Source organism: Stenotrophomonas maltophilia group sp. RNC7 (assembly GCF_030910085.1).
Taxonomy (GTDB): Bacteria; Pseudomonadota; Gammaproteobacteria; order Xanthomonadales; family Xanthomonadaceae; genus Stenotrophomonas; species Stenotrophomonas sepilia.
This window is the reverse complement of sequence record NZ_JAVFVN010000444.1, coordinates 18,980-33,373: the sequence shown is the minus strand read 5'-3', so window position 1 is coordinate 33,373 and position 14,394 is coordinate 18,980. Positions and strand designations below refer to the sequence as shown.

The following is a 14,394-nucleotide window of genomic DNA, read 5'->3' as shown; positions in this document are numbered from 1 at the left end:
TGCACTCCAGGACAGGGTTGCCCGCACCCTACGCGCTCAGCGCTGTGGCGACAATCGGCCGGAGGTCACAACGCCGCGGCCAGCGGGCATTCGCCGCGTTCGCGGCATGCCTGCAGCTCGCATTCCTGCGCGGCTTCGTCATCATCCAGCGCGGTCAGGTCGAAGGTCTGCTTGTTCTCGCCCAGCACATACATCACCGGATAGTCCCAGACCTCGTCGCTGCGGGTGCCCTTCACGAACAGCCGGCCGTGCGCGCGCGGGCCTTCCAGGGCCACGGTCAGGCCGACGTCGCGCTGGCCATTGATCGCGGTCTGCATGCTGCCCAGCGGCATCGATTCGGCACGCAGCGGCTCGCCGAAGGCTTCCACCAGTTCGATGCTGCATCCGGCGCGGCGCATCGCCTCGCGCATCGGCGGGCTCTCGCGTGCCGCCTCGCTCCAGCGCAGCACGCTCCAGGCCACCACGCCACCGGCACCGGCCAACACCAGCAGCACGGCCAGCGGCATCGCCCAGCGCCAGTGACGGGACCACCAGCCGGCAGGCTTCGGGCCATGGGTGGGAATCGGCGGCGGCAGTGTCATCGGCGGGCTCCTTCCCGTTTGTGCATCAGGGCTTCAGGCAGCGTCCCAGGAAGGCTTCGGCCACACGGTAGCGATGCAGGGCATCGGCGCCGGACAGGCCATGCTTGGCACCCGGATAGGTCATCAGCTCGAACGGCTGCCCGCGCTTCTGCAGCGCGCTCATCAGGCTGGTCGAGTTGCTGAACAGCACGTTGTCATCGGCCATGCCGTGGATCAGCAGCAACGGCGAACGCAGGCCGTCGATATGGGTCAGCACGCGCGCTTCGCGGTACCCCGCTTCGTTGCGCGCCGGCAGGTCCATGTAGCGTTCGGTGTAGTGGCTGTCATACAGGCCCCAATCGGTGACCGGTGCGCCGGCCACGCCACAGGCGTACTGGTTCGATGCCTTGGCCAGCAGCATCAGGGTCATGTAACCGCCGTTGGACCAGCCCTGCACGCCGATGCGCGCCGGGTCCACCCACGGCTGCTGCTTCAGCCAGGCCACGCCGCGCAGCTGGTCGGTCACTTCCACCGTGCCCTGCTTCCCGTACAGCGCACCACCGAAGTCGCGGCCGCGGCGCGGGGTGCCGCGGTTGTCCAGCGAGAACACGACGTAGCCCTGCTGGGCCAGGTACTGGTTGAACAGATGGTCGCCACGGCCGGGCCAACTGTCAGTGACGGTCTGGCTGGCCGGGCCACCGTAGACGTACACCGCCACCGGGTAGCGCTTGGACGGATCGAAGCCGGCCGGCTTGATCAGGCTGTAGTTCAACGGGGTCTTGCCGTCGGCAGCCATCAACGTGCCGAACTCGACCGGGCGCTGCGCATCGCGGTAGCGCGCATACGGGTGCCTGGGATCGGCCAGGTCGTTCTCGACCAGCGTGGCGATCTTCTCGCCGTTGGCGCGGAACAGTTCGATCTGCGGCGGCGTGGTGCTGTTGGACCAGCTGTCCACGTAGACGCTGGCATTGCGGGCGAAGCTGGCGCTGTGCATGCCCGGCGCCTTCGACAGGCGCTGCGGCTCACCGCCCTGCAGCGACACCGCGTAGATCTGGCTTTCGCGCGAGGTCTCGATGCCAGCACGGAAGTAGGCCTTGCCGGCCTTCTCATCGACCGCCAGCAGTTCGTCCACCGGCCAGTTGCCATGGGTCAGCGCAGTGGCCTTGCCCTTGCTGTCGATGCGGTACAGGTGCTGGAAGCCGGTGCGCTCGGACGACCACAGCACGCTGCCATCTTCAAGGAAGCGCAGGCTGTTGTGCAGCGGCACCCAGGTCGGGCTGGTCTCGTGGGCGAGCACGCGCTGGCGGTTGGAGTCGAGCGCCACTTCGACCAGGTCCAGCTGCTTCTGGTCACGCGACTGGCGCTGGAAACTCAGGTGCTGCGCATCGCGCCAATCGACGCGGGCCAGGTAGATGTCCTGTTCCTTGCCCAGGTCGATCCAGCGCGGCTGCGCATCGGCGGCTGGTGCGATCACGCCCAGCTGCACGCGCACGTTGGCGTCGCCGGCGGCCGGGTAACGCTGTTCGATCACATCGGTGCGGTCGGCGTAGACCTCGTAGCGCTTCTGCACCGGCACCGGCGCCTCGTCGATGCGGGCAAAGGCAATGGCCGAGTCATCCGGCGCCCACCAGTAACCGGTATGGCGATCCATTTCCTCGTCGGCGACGAACTCGGCCACGCCGTTGCCGATGGTGGTGCTGCCGTCGCGGGTCAGCTGCAGCTGCTTGCCACTGGCCAGATCGATCACCCACAGGTTGCGGCCGCGGATGAAGCTGACGAAACCGCCCTTGGGCGACAGCTTGGCGTCGGTGGCGAAGCCTTCACCGTGAGTCAGCTGGCGCACGGCCGCCTGGCCCTGCTGCTTGAGGTCGTACAGGTAGAGTTCGCCGCCCAACGGGAACAGCAGGCGCTGCGCGTCCGGCGACCACTGGTAATCGACGATGCCGGTCATCGCGGCGATGCGCTGGCGCTCGCGTCGGGCCTTTTCCTCATCGCTGAGGGTCTCGGTGCCGGGCAGCACCACCTTGGAATCAACCAGCAGGCGGGTCTGGCCGCTGCCGATGTCGTAGGTCCACAGGTCCAGCTGGTTGCGGTCGCTGTCCTTGCCGCGCAGGAAGCTGACCTGCGAACCGTCCGGCGCCACCTTGGGCTTCATCAGGGTCGGGCCGGACAGCGGCAGCGGGCCGGTGATGGCTTCCAGGGTCAGCTTTTCGGCGTGGGCGGCGGTACTGGTGGCGAGCATGAGGGCGAGCGAAGCGAACAGATGGCGCATGGAGGATCCCGGCAAACGGCAGGTCCGCCTCCACGCGGGGCGCGGGACGGTCGTCCCTCATCCTAACCAAGCCCGTGCGGGAAGGCAGCATGACCTTCTGCCCATAAGCAGTGCGGACGAGTGCCGACCAACGGTCGGCACCCACCTTCAGATGCCGGGGTCAACGCTGGCCGAACAGGTGCTTGCGCTCCTCGTCGCTGAGCGGCTTGCCGGCGTTCGGGTTCACCTGCTGGCGCAGCGCATAGGCGCGCTGGGTGGCCGGGCGCGCGGCGATGGCCTCGTGCCAGCGCTTGAGGTTCGGGAACGCGGCGAAGTCCACCGGCAGCGTGTCGTAGGCGCCGACCCACGGGTAGCTGGCCATGTCGGCGATGGTGTACGCGTCGCCGGCCAGGAAGGCGTGCTGGGCCAGGCGCTTGTCCATCACCCCATGCAGGCGGCGCACTTCGTTGTCATAGCGCTCGATCGCATACGGGATCTTTTCCGGAGCATACACATTGAAATGCCCCATCTGGCCGCTCATCGGGCCCAGGCCCGCCATCTGCCAGAACAGCCATTCCAGGGTGGTGACGCGGCCGCGCGGATCGCTGGGCAGGAAGCGGCCGGTCTTCTCGGCCAGGTACAGCAGGATCGCACCGGACTCGAACACGCTCTGCGGGGCGCCGCCGTCGGCCGGGGCGTGGTCGACGATGGCCGGCATCTTGTTGTTGGGCGAGATGGCGAGGAATTCCGGCTTGAACTGGTCGCCCGAGCCGATGTTGACCGGGTGGATGCGGTACTCCAGGCCGGTTTCCTCCAACAGCAGGGTCACTTTATGGCCGTTCGGGGTGGGCCAGTAATACAGGTCGATCATGGCGTCGGCTCGGGGTGCGGAAAGGAACCTGAAGTCTAGTGCGTGAGTTGGGTTGGCACCGTCATGGCGGGCCGGTAACCTCGCCTCTCCCCCGAAACGCAGCATCCCCCGCATGAGTGCAAACCGCCCGCCGCTCTCCCCGTTGTCCACGCTGATCTTCGCCTCGCGCTGGCTGCAGCTGCCGCTGTACCTGGGCCTGATCGTGGCGCAGTGCGTCTACGTGTTCCTGTTCGGCAAGGAACTGTGGCACCTGATCTCGCATTCGGTGTCGATGGGGGAGCAGCAGATCATGCTGATCGTGCTGGGCCTGATCGACGTGGTGATGATCTCCAACCTGCTGGTGATGGTGATCGTCGGCGGCTACGAGACCTTCGTCTCGCGCCTGCGCCTGGAAGGCCACCCGGACCAGCCGGAATGGCTGAGCCACGTCAATGCCAGCGTGCTGAAGGTGAAGCTGGCGATGGCGATCATCGGCATCTCCTCGATCCACCTGCTGAAGACCTTCATCGCCAGCGGTGCGCTGGGCGGTATTCCGCTGTGCACGCCGGAGCAGATGAGCGTGGCCGCGGCCAACATCGGGGTCGCCCGCTGCTCGATGCTGACCCAGGACGGCGTGCTGTGGCAGACCATCATCCACTGCGTGTTCATCCTGTCGGCGATCGGCATCGCCTGGACCGACAAGCTGATGTCCAACGGCCACAGCAAGTCGCACGACAAGGCGCACGACCACTGAGGTCGGCGCCGGCAACGGCACGACCGCCGTTGCCCATCCCGGCCACTGCTCTTGTACGCGGCGGCGGCCGGGATGCTAGATTGCACCCTCGCCGTTGCCGGCGGTGGCGTCGGGAAACGTCACCCTGCCGCGCCCGGACCGCAGGTCCCGGCCATGCATATCAATGATTTACGTCACGTCGTCTTCTAGAGGGGAGCAGGATGTCGCACGTCTCAACGATCACCGCCGCGCGCCGGTGGCTGCCGGTTGCCCTGGCACTGGCACTGGCTGCCTGCTCGGGCAAGGAGGAAACCGCCGCACCGGCCCCGGCCGCCGCCCCCACCGCCGCTGCACCGGCCGCACCGGTGGTTGCCGCCAAGGTGCAGTCGATGGGCACCGAGCAGCTGCGTGAGTCGGCCAGCCAGGCCCTGCGCGAGAACCGCATGTACGCGCCGGCCGGCGACAACGCCATCGAGTACTACCTTGCCCTGCGCGACAAGACGCCGGACGACGCCTCGGTGAAGAGCGCACTGACCGATCTGCTGCCGTACACCCTGATCGCCGCCGAACAGCACCTGGGCCGCGAGGACTACGCCGAAGCGCAGCGCCTGGTGGCGCTGATCGAGAAGGTGGATGCGTCCGCGCCGGCCCTGCCACGCCTGAAGGACGGCCTGGCCAAGGGCGTGCAGAACGCGGCCAAGCGCACCGAGGCCGAAGCCGAGAAGGCGAAGAAGGACGCCGAGGACCGCAGCAAGCAGCAGACCGAACAGCAGCGCCTGGCCGAGCAGCGTGCCAAGGAAGCCGACGCAGCCAAGCAGATCGCTGCCCAGCAGGACGCCGCCCGCCGCGACAACGAGCGCCAGGAAGCCGAGCGCCAGGCTGCGGCCCGCCGCGAAGCCGAGCAGAAGCAGCAGCAGGCTGCCGCCCAGCAGGCCAGCGCCGCACGCCAGGCCGCAGCACCGGCGGCCGCTGCGGCGCCGAACCTGCGCCCGGTCAGCACCCCGGCGCCGCGCTATCCGTCCGAGGCGCTGCGTGCAGGCACCTCGGGCGAGGTGCTGGTGGAGATCACCGTCGGCACCGACGGTTCGGTGACCAACGCCCGTGTGCTGCGCGCAACGCCGTCGCGCGTCTTCGATCGCGAGGCCATGAACGCGGTCAAGCGCTGGCGCTTCGAGCCGGTCAGCGCACCGGTCACTACCCGCCGCACCCTGGTGTTCGCCCCGGGCGGCAGCTGACCACGAAAAGGGGACGGAGGGGATTAAGTCGTTTCCGCCCCGCAATGACCACACGGCCCGGCATGTCCGGGCCGTGTTCGTTTCAGGAGAGGCTGTCGATCAGGCGTTGCAGTGCCGGATCACGCGCGGCCAGCACCTGGAACAGGCCCAGCGCATGCAGGCCCGGCAGCAGCGCACGCAGGTCGGCTTCGGCGGTGGCGCGGGTGGCGTCATCGCTGGCGGGGTCCTGCCAGTCACGGACGCTGGCGAGGAAGGCGCCGACGCTGCCCTTGCGCACGGTGAGGCCGTTCACCTGCACCTCGTTCTGATGGTCGGGAAGGATGTCCTGCGGCTGCATGGGTGATGCTCCTGTGGGATCGGGAGCCCAGTGTGCCGCCCAGCCAGCGGCACTTCTGCCGTATAACTGCCAATGGATATGGCAGATCAGACATCACCCGCGTTGATTGACCCCGCTTTGGCGAACGCCGAAGGCGGTCCCCTCGTCCTGGCCTCGCAGCTGCGGGTGCCGGGACGGCGCCGCACCGCACGCCACCAGCACGTGCGCGGCCAAGTGCTGGGTGCCCACCACGGCCTGCTGCGGATCGAGGCCGGCGATCTGCACTGGTTGCTGCCGGCGGGGCACGTTGCCTGGATACCGCCCTTGCTGCCTCACGCCCTGGTAGGGGCAGAGGCATTCGATGGCTGGAGCCTGTACTTCAACGCCGAAGCCTGTCTGGAGCTGCCCGCCGTGCCGCGCATTTTCCAGCCGAACGTGCTGTTGCAGGCGGCGATGATGCGCGCACTGAGTTGGCCACATCAGGCGCTGGACGCCGCGCAGGCACGCCTGGCCGGCGTGATCACCGATGAGATCGCCGCCAGCACGCCTTTGCCGCTTGCCTTGCCACAACCGCAGGATCGACGGTTGCGGCGGATCGCGGCGGCGCTGGCACGGTCGCCGGACGACCTTCGCAGCGTCGAAGCGTGGGCAGCCGCCACCGGACTGTCCGGCCGCAGCCTCGCCCGCCGGTGGCAGGCCGAAACAGGCATGACCCTGGGCCATTGGCGGCAGCGCCTGCGCGTGCTGCTGTCGCTGCCACGCCTGCTTGCCGGCGAGCCGGTGATCAGCGTTGCGCTGTCGATGGGCTACGACACCCCGAGCGCGTTCATCACCGTGTTCAAGCGCGAGATGGGGGTGACGCCTGCGCGGTACAGGGTGGGCTGACGTATCCAGCACTCCCTCTATCCTTCCTTGCGACCTAAGCTGCTTGCTGATTTCGGGAGGGGAACAGATGAAGTACGACGACGCCAGCTGGCATTCCGACGGTGATTTTCCTGCCGAGCTTCCGCCCGAGGCCGGTGCAACGCATATCGGCATGTACGTGGCATGGCTCCTACTGCGGGGTATGGCAGGCGAAGAACTGGCCGACGACATGCAGGAGGAGCTGGAATCCTTGACCCGGCGTGCTATGACACCCGGTCAGTTCCTGCTGGTGTGTGATGGCAAGTTCCTTGACGAAATGATCAACGATGAAGCGAACGCATTCACGCTGGAGTACTACCAAGCGGATGACTGCCTGTATCCCGATGACTACATCGAATTGCTGGCAGACGATCTTCCTTCGCTGTACCACGTCGCCGATACCTGGGAAAACTTTGACCGACTGGCACCGGTGATCGCCCAGCGCTTCGCCGTTTGGCAGGCAACGCGAACCTGAGAACAACGAGGCCCGGAATGACCGGGCCTCGTTCCCCATCCGCCGGGCATGGCCTGGCGCTACCGGTTGCAGTCAACCAGAGATGGCCAGGCGCTCGTTGTGATAGCGGCGCACGGCGGCGAACCACAGCACGGCGGCCAGGCCGAGGCTGGCGCCGAGGTAGATCGCCCAGACCGCCGGGGTGATGATCTCGTGGCGGATCACTTTCAGCAGCATCTGGTTCTGCGACAGGAACGGCACGGCGTACTGCCACAGCTCGCTCTTCAGCGGATAGGCCACCAGTGCGTAGCCGGGCAGCATCGGCAGCAGCATCAGCCAGGTCATGTGGCTCTGCGCTTCCTTCATGCTCTTGGCCGCGGCCGACAGGAAGGTCAGCAGCGAGGTGCCGATCAGCAGCATCGGCAACATCACCAGCAGCATCTGCAGCATCGAGCCGACGTTCATGTTGAACTGGCGGCCGATGTTGCCGGGTGCGATCTGCGCGCTCACCTTGAACGCGACCAGGGTCAGCAGCAGCGACACGAAACCGACCACGCAGGCGGCGGCGATCTTGCCGCTGACGATCGCGCTGCGCGAACCCGGCGTGGCCAGCAGTGGCTCCAGCGACTGCCGCTCGCGCTCGCCGGCGGTGGCGTCCATCACCAGGTAGGCGCCACCGATGAACGAGGTCAGCGTCAGCAATACCGGCAGCAGCATCGACAGGATCATGCCGCGCTTGGCCTCGGCACTGGCCAGGTCCTGGCGCGCCACGTCCAGCGGGCGTGCCACCTGTGCGTCGATGCCGCGTGCCATCAGGCGCAGTGCACCGACCTGGCCGTTGTAGGTGGCCAGCGCCGCCTCCAGGCGTGCACTGGGTACTTCGGCCGCGCGACGCGTACTGTCCTTGATCACCTCCACCAGCGCCGGCTTGCCCTCGGCCCAGTCCTTGCCGAAATCATCGCTGATGCGCAGCGCCACATCGATGTCCTGGGTGCGGATGGCCTCGGCCAGGTCTTTCGGTGCCGGTGCGGCATTGAGGCCCTGTGCGGCGAGGAAGCGCACCAGGTTCGGCGCGTTCTCGGCGCCGATGGTCGGGATCTGCAACGGCTCTTCGATCTGGGTACGCACCCGGCTCTCGGCCAGCTTGCCCATGCCCAGCAGCAGCACCGGGTACAACAGCGGCCCGAACAGCAGGGTCAGCAGCAGTGTGCGGCGATCACGCGACAGGTCGCGCAGTTCCTTGCGCATCACCGTCATCAGGGTCGACATCATGCTCATGCGTGCAGGCCCTCTTCGCTGCCGATCAGTTTCACGAACGCATCTTCCAGGTTGGCTTCGCCGGCCTGCGCACGCAGCTCGTCGGCGCTGCCGGCAGCCATCACCGTGCCCTTGGCGATGATCACGATGTGGTCACACAACGCCCCCACCTCCTGCATGATGTGGCTGGACAGGATCACGCAGCGCCCCTCATCGCGCAGGCCCAGCAGGAAGCGGCGCAGCGCGCGCGTGGTCATCACGTCCAGACCATTGGTCGGTTCATCGAGGATGACGTTGCGGGGGTCGTGCACCAGCGCGCGGGCAATCGCGGTCTTGGTGCGCTGGCCCTGCGAGAAGCCATCGGTCTGCCGGTCGAGGATGTCACCCATGTCCAGCGCGTGCGACAGCACCTCGATGCGTTCGCGGATGCGCTCGGCAGACAGGCCATGCAGTTCGCCGAAGTAGGCGATGTTCTCGCGCGCGGTCAGGCGCTTGTAGACGCCACGCGCATCGGGCAGCACGCCGAGGTGGCGGCGCACCTCCACCGGATTGAGGGCGGCATCGATGCCATCGACAGTGATGCTGCCCTGGTCGGGCGTCATCAGTGTGTACAGCATGCGCATGGTGGTGGTCTTGCCGGCACCATTGGGGCCGAGCAGGCCGGTGATCTGCCCATCCCCGGCGCGGAAGCCGACGTTGGCGACCGCCTGGATGCGGCCCGTGCGGGTATCGAAGGCCTTGTGCAGGTTGTCGGCGACGATCATGGTTCCCATCCGTTGAACGAGGTGAACGCCGGCACGTAGCTCAGCGTGTCCAGGCAGCCGGCATCCAGCGCCTTGGCATCGGTCTTGTCGATGAACTGTCCGAGCAGCCGCGGCATGCAGCCGGCGGTCAACGTGCCATGGCCCTGGCCACGGGCGACCAGCGCACGGCCGTTGGGCAGGCCCTTGAGCACCTGTGCGGCGTAGCGCGGCGGCGTCACCGGGTCCAGCTCACCGGACAGCAGCAGTGCCGGCACGTCGCTGCGCAGCGGCACGGCATCGGTTGCCGACGCCGGACGGTGCGGCCACACCGGGCAGGCCGCGAAGAACGCACTGGCCACTTCGTTGCCGAACAGGCGTTCGGGATCCTCGGCCGGCGCGTGGTAGCGCGGCGCATCCTCGCTGCAGATCACCGACCATTGCATGCCGCGGTTGATCTGGAAATCCATGCTGCGGTTCGCGCCGCGCGCCAGCGATGCCAACGGGGCATAGCGCCCCTGTGCGGCTTCATCCAGCACCAGTGGCAGCAGCGAGGAATACTGCGGCACGTAGGAGAAGGCGAAGGCAAGGCCGACCACGCTGTCCGGCGTCAGGACATCCTGCCGGGGTGCGTTGGTACCCGGGTCGCGATACTCGACCGAGACCGGTGCACGGCGCAGGGTGTCGACCACGCTGCGCAGCTGCGCGCGGGTATCGGTCGGGAAACGCTTGCTGCACGCGGCATCCTTGCGGCACTGCGCCGACTGCAGGGCGATCGCATCCTCGAAGGTGGTCGCGAAGTCGCCACCGACCACCAGCTCGTTCGGTACCACGCCATCGATGACGATGCTGCGGGTGTGCTGCGGGTAGGCCCCGGCATAGCGCTGGGCCACGCGGGTACCGTAGGAGCCGCCAACCAGGTTGAGCTGGTCCACACCGAGCGCCGCACGCACCGCATCCAGATCGGCGATCGCCTCGGTGGTGGTGTAGAAGCGCGCATCGGCACGCCCCTGCAGCGATGCGGCACAGCGCTGGGCGTAGTCGCGCAACGCTGCCTCGGAAGGCGCGGCATCCTCGTCCACCTGCAGCGGCTTGCCGTCCGCGCCCAGGCAGCTGAGCGGGTTGGAGCCGCCGGTGCCGCGCTGGTCGATCAGGAACACGTCGCGCTGTTTGCGCACCTGGCGCAGTGCAGTGTCGACGATGACCGCCACCTCGCTGGCCGCCTGGCCGGGGCCGCCGGCCAGGAAGAACACCGGGTCCGGCTGGCTGGCGCCGCTGCTGCCCGATTCCAGCCAGGCGATACGCAGGCCGATCCGGCGACCGCCGGGCTGGGCCCGGTCCTCCGGCACCTGCAGGGTGGCGCACTGCGCCTCCACGTTGGCGCTGGCGCCTTCGGTAGACAGCGTGCAGGGCTGGAAGTCGATCGTGCCGAAGCGGCGGCTGGGTGCATCGCTGGCGCTTCCGGCGTCGGCCGGCGGCGGCTGGCTGCACCCGGCAAGCATCAGGCTGGCCAGCATCCCGGCCAGCGCGAGGTGGTGTCTTTGCATCGTGCTCGTTTCCCCTGGAGGACGTTCCTGTCGACCACGACGGGCTGCCGCGGAAGATGTGACCCAACTTACACGGGCAGCGCGCCGACGGCGATGGGCAAATGACGAATCCGCCCAGACCAGGCAGTCCCGCCCCTCGGCCTCGGCCGGCACAGGGCGGCATCGGCGGCGGACCGCAGCGCCCCGGCCCGACGGCGATGCGGGGTCTGAAAACGGCGAGCACGGCCGCCGGCGCACGCGCAGAATCCGCCGCAGACCCAGGAGACGCCCATGCACACGTGGTACCTCGGTGGCATCGACCATCGCCCCTTCCTGCACCTGTTCGAGATGAGCGACAGCGCGCTCGCCGCGCTCGGCATCCAGCGTCGCTGGGCCGGCGCCAACGGCGGACATCCCTGCCGGATCAGCCTGAGCGATCCCGCGCCTGGCAGCGAGCTGCTCCTGCTGTCCCACGTCCACCTGCCGCTGCATTCGCCGTACCGCGCCGCCGGCCCGATCTTCGTGCAGCGCGGCGTGACCCGTTGCGTCCTGACGCCGGGCGAGGTGCCCCCGTATGTGCAGCGCCGGATGATTTCGATGCGTGCCTATGACCACGCCGCGCTGATGTGCGGTGCCCAGGTCTGTGCGGGCACCGAGGTGGCCGACCATCTGGATGCACTGTTTGCCGACCCGTCGGTGGCGTTCGTCCAGCTGCACAACGCGGCGCATGGCTGTTTCTCGTGCCAGGCAGATCGGGTGGGTACCGGGACCGCGTAGCGTGATCTCCATGACGTGATCGATGCCACGCCGATCACGTGACATACAGCGCATCTGTTCAGTCCTGCGTGAAGCCTGCGGGAAGGGCTTCACATGCGCAGTCACGGATCGGCACTTCGATGGTTCCGTCGCCTGCATCGCGACTCGATACTCGCCGTGGTGCCGCCGGAAGTCCGCCGCGCAGCGCAGCGCCTGCGGTCACCGTTCCCTTTCGACGACCACAAGGATGCGCCATGTCATTCCGATCCACACCGCTGTTGCTGGCCACCTCGTTCGTGGCTGCGGGCCTGTGCCTGGCCGGCAACGCGTTCGCCCACGGCACCATGACCACGCCTGTCAGCCGCGTCTACGCCTGTTTCCAGGGCAACCCCGAGAACCCGACCAACCCGGCCTGTGCCGCCGCCAAGGCCATCGGCGGTTCGCAGGCGTTCTACGACTGGAACGGCATCAACCAGGCCAATGCCAATGGCAACCACCAGGCCGTGGTACCCGACGGCAAGCTGTGCAGCGGCAACAACCCGACCTTCCGCGGGCTGGATGTGAACCGCAGTGACTGGCAGACCACGCCGATCCAGCCCGATGCCAATGGCAGGTTCACCTTCGTGTTCAAGGCGACCGCACCGCACGCCACCCGTGACTGGCGCTTCTTCGTCACCCGCGAAGGCTGGCAGCCGGGCAGCCCGCTGCGCTGGGCCGACCTGCAGGAGTTCTGCACGCTGGGCAATACACCGCTGTCGGCCGATGGCACCTACAAGCTGCAATGCACGTTGCCGCAGCGCAGCGGCCAGCATGTGATCTACAACACCTGGCAGCGCTCGGATTCGACCGAGGCGTTCTATACCTGCATGGATGTGCGCTTCCAGGGCGGCGGCGGAACGGCACCGGCAACGCAGTGGCAGGATGCCGGCCCGGTCACCGCGCGCGGCGAGCTGCCGGTAGGCACCACGTTGGCGCTGCGCGTGTTCAATGCCAACGGCAATGATGTCGAACGCGTGGAAGCCACGCTGACCAGCGGCCAGACTGCCGCCGCACAGTGGCCGCTGGTACTGGCACGCAAGGTCAACGCCAGTGCGCAGCACGCACGCGTGGGCGTGCTCAGCAACGGCGTGATCACGCCGGCCGCCTCGGCCACCGACAACCGGGTGTACCTGAAGGACGGCAACCGCTTCCAGCTCGACACCCAGGTACCGGACGCGGGCACGCCGTCACCGGGCGGTGATTTCGACCACGTGTACCCGGCGGGCATCGGCAGCTACATCCCCGGCCAGACCGTGGTGAAGGGTGCCGACGGCACGCTGTACGCCTGCCGCCCGTTCCCGGAAGGTGCGTGGTGCAACGTCAATGCCGAGGCATATCGCCCCGGTGTGGGCAGTGCATGGCGCGATGCTTGGATTGCATACTGAGACCGGGTACAGGGAACGGTGGCAGAGCGCCGTTCCCTGCATAGCGTGAGACGCGACAGCGCGTGAGTGTGAAGCCGTTCCCATATGCAACCACGCGATGCTTTTTTCAACGTAATCCGATGGATGCGGGCGGGCGGGATGCCGAGACTTCGCGGGGTTTCACCACCCACAGGAGATCTCCATGCATCTGTCACACCGGACTGTCTTCGCGCTGTCTGTGATCGCAGGCATTGCCACCTCTGGCAGCGCGTTCGCCCACGGCACCCTGTCCAAACCCGCCAGCCGTGTCTATGCCTGTTACCAGGGCAATCCCGAAAATCCGACCAACCCGGCCTGCGCCGCCGCCAAGGCCATCGGCGGCGCCCAGCCGTTCTACGACTGGGCCGGTGTCAACCAGGCCAACGCCAACGGCAACCATCAAGCGGTGGTTCCAGATGGCGAGTTGTGCAGCGGCGGCAACAGCAAGTACCGCGGCCTCGATCTGAACCGCAGTGACTGGCCGACCTCGCCGATCCGCGCCGATTCGCGCGGGCGCTACACCTTCGAGTTCAAGGCACCGGCCCCGCATGCTACCCGCGAGTGGAAGTTCTACGTCACCCGCGACGGCTGGCAGCCGGGCAGCCCGCTGCGCTGGGCCGACCTGCAGGAATTCTGCACGCTGGGCAACGTGCCGGTCTCCGGCGACGTCTACAAGCTGGATTGCCCGCTGCCCAAGCGCAGCGGCCAGCACATCATCTACAACACCTGGCAGCGCTCGGATTCCGGTGAAGCGTTCTATACCTGCGCGGATGTGCGCTTCGAAGGCGGTGGTGGCGTTGAACCGCCGCCGCAGTGGCAGGACGCCGGCCCGGTCACCGCCCGCGGTGCATTGGAAGAAGGCACCACCCTGACGCTGCGCGTGTTCAACGCCCAGGGCAATGATCTGGAGCGTCCGGAGATCACTCTGGCCGCAGGCCAGACCGCTGCGAACCAGTGGCCGCTGGCGCTGGCCCGCAAGGTCAACGCCAGTGCACAGCAGGCGCGTGTGGGCGTAATGAGGAACGGCGTGATCACGCCGGTCGCCTCGGCCACCGAGAACCGCGTCTACCTGAAGCCGGGCAACCTGTTCCAGATCGATACCCGCCTGCCGGGCCCGGTCGATCCGGTCGATCCGCCGCCGGGTGACGACTACGACTTCGTGTATCCGGCCGGTATCGGCAGCTACACGCCGGGCGAAACCGTGGTCAAGGGCACCGACGGCAAGCTGTATGCCTGCCGCCCGTTCCCGGAAGGCGCGTGGTGCAACATCAACGCCGATGCCTATCGCCCGGGCACCGGTTTCGCCTGGCGCGATGCCTGGGTCGCGTACTGAGGCAGGCGACCGGGGGCGGCGTGGCACCGCCTCCGGTT

14 protein-coding genes are annotated in these 14,394 nt (G+C 67.6%); 7 read left to right on the top strand and 7 right to left on the bottom strand.

The window, feature by feature from the left end; all coding sequences use genetic code 11:
- Positions 1–65: 65 nt before the first annotated feature.
- From RCF13_RS07600 to RCF13_RS07590, 3 genes are all read right to left on the bottom strand, one after another.
- Positions 66–581: a cytochrome c oxidase assembly factor Coa1 family protein gene (locus RCF13_RS07600; RefSeq protein WP_134969089.1), complete on the bottom strand. Its 516-nt coding sequence runs from the start codon at positions 579–581 to the stop codon at positions 66–68.
- Positions 582–606: 25 nt separating this feature from the next.
- Complete coding sequence (locus RCF13_RS07595) at positions 607–2,832, bottom strand: S9 family peptidase (RefSeq protein WP_134969090.1); 2,226 nt, start codon at positions 2,830–2,832, stop codon at positions 607–609.
- 160 nt (positions 2,833–2,992) lie between these two features.
- On the bottom strand, positions 2,993–3,682 hold the full coding sequence (locus RCF13_RS07590) for a glutathione binding-like protein (RefSeq protein WP_061479000.1): 690 nt from the start codon (positions 3,680–3,682) through the stop codon (positions 2,993–2,995).
- 112 nt (positions 3,683–3,794) lie between these two features.
- On the opposite strand from RCF13_RS07590, the gene RCF13_RS07585 reads away from it, so the two are divergent.
- Together RCF13_RS07585 and RCF13_RS07580 are read left to right on the top strand one after the other, a co-directional pair.
- Positions 3,795–4,415 carry a TIGR00645 family protein gene (locus tag RCF13_RS07585; RefSeq protein WP_049414405.1) on the top strand — a complete coding sequence of 207 codons (621 nt, stop codon included), beginning with the start codon at positions 3,795–3,797 and terminating at the stop codon, positions 4,413–4,415.
- 200 nt (positions 4,416–4,615) lie between these two features.
- Positions 4,616–5,629 carry an energy transducer TonB gene (locus RCF13_RS07580; RefSeq protein WP_231352390.1) on the top strand — a complete coding sequence of 338 codons (1,014 nt, stop codon included), beginning with the start codon at positions 4,616–4,618 and terminating at the stop codon, positions 5,627–5,629.
- Between the two features lie 82 nt (positions 5,630–5,711).
- Here RCF13_RS07580 and RCF13_RS07575 read toward each other — a convergent pair whose 3' ends face one another.
- Positions 5,712–5,966 carry a hypothetical protein gene (locus tag RCF13_RS07575; protein ID WP_099485746.1) on the bottom strand — a complete coding sequence of 85 codons (255 nt, stop codon included), beginning with the start codon at positions 5,964–5,966 and terminating at the stop codon, positions 5,712–5,714.
- Between the two features lie 78 nt (positions 5,967–6,044).
- Between RCF13_RS07575 and RCF13_RS07570 the strand changes: the two genes are divergently transcribed.
- Positions 6,045–6,830, top strand: a complete 786-nt coding sequence (locus RCF13_RS07570; protein WP_061478997.1) for a helix-turn-helix transcriptional regulator — start codon at positions 6,045–6,047, stop codon at positions 6,828–6,830.
- A gap of 67 nt (positions 6,831–6,897) precedes the next feature.
- On the top strand, positions 6,898–7,323 hold the full coding sequence (locus RCF13_RS07565) for a hypothetical protein (protein WP_134968856.1): 426 nt from the start codon (positions 6,898–6,900) through the stop codon (positions 7,321–7,323).
- A gap of 72 nt (positions 7,324–7,395) precedes the next feature.
- On the opposite strand, the gene RCF13_RS07560 is transcribed toward RCF13_RS07565, so the two are convergent.
- From RCF13_RS07560 to RCF13_RS07550, 3 genes are read right to left on the bottom strand one after another with little or no spacing between them, the layout of a single operon-like run.
- Positions 7,396–8,580, bottom strand: coding sequence for an ABC transporter permease (locus RCF13_RS07560; RefSeq protein WP_053496786.1), 1,185 nt, complete (start codon positions 8,578–8,580; stop codon positions 7,396–7,398).
- Positions 8,577–9,323 (bottom strand): ATP-binding cassette domain-containing protein, encoded by a 747-nt coding sequence (locus tag RCF13_RS07555; RefSeq protein ID WP_134968857.1) that lies wholly within the window; start codon positions 9,321–9,323, stop codon positions 8,577–8,579. Before RCF13_RS07555 ends, RCF13_RS07560 begins: the two co-directional genes overlap by 4 nt.
- Positions 9,320–10,846, bottom strand: a complete 1,527-nt coding sequence (locus tag RCF13_RS07550; protein ID WP_134968858.1) for an alpha/beta hydrolase — start codon at positions 10,844–10,846, stop codon at positions 9,320–9,322. The genes RCF13_RS07555 and RCF13_RS07550 overlap by 4 nt, the downstream gene beginning before the upstream one ends.
- Before the next feature lie 270 nt (positions 10,847–11,116).
- On the opposite strand from RCF13_RS07550, the gene RCF13_RS07545 reads away from it, so the two are divergent.
- From RCF13_RS07545 to RCF13_RS07535, 3 genes are all read left to right on the top strand, one after another.
- Positions 11,117–11,602, top strand: a complete 486-nt coding sequence (locus tag RCF13_RS07545) for a DUF1203 domain-containing protein (RefSeq protein ID WP_061478993.1) — start codon at positions 11,117–11,119, stop codon at positions 11,600–11,602.
- 233 nt (positions 11,603–11,835) lie between these two features.
- Positions 11,836–13,005, top strand: coding sequence for a lytic polysaccharide monooxygenase (locus RCF13_RS07540; RefSeq protein WP_134968859.1), 1,170 nt, complete (start codon positions 11,836–11,838; stop codon positions 13,003–13,005).
- Between the two features lie 181 nt (positions 13,006–13,186).
- On the top strand, positions 13,187–14,356 hold the full coding sequence (locus tag RCF13_RS07535; RefSeq protein ID WP_134968860.1) for a lytic polysaccharide monooxygenase: 1,170 nt from the start codon (positions 13,187–13,189) through the stop codon (positions 14,354–14,356).
- The last annotated feature ends 38 nt before the right edge of the window (positions 14,357–14,394 follow it).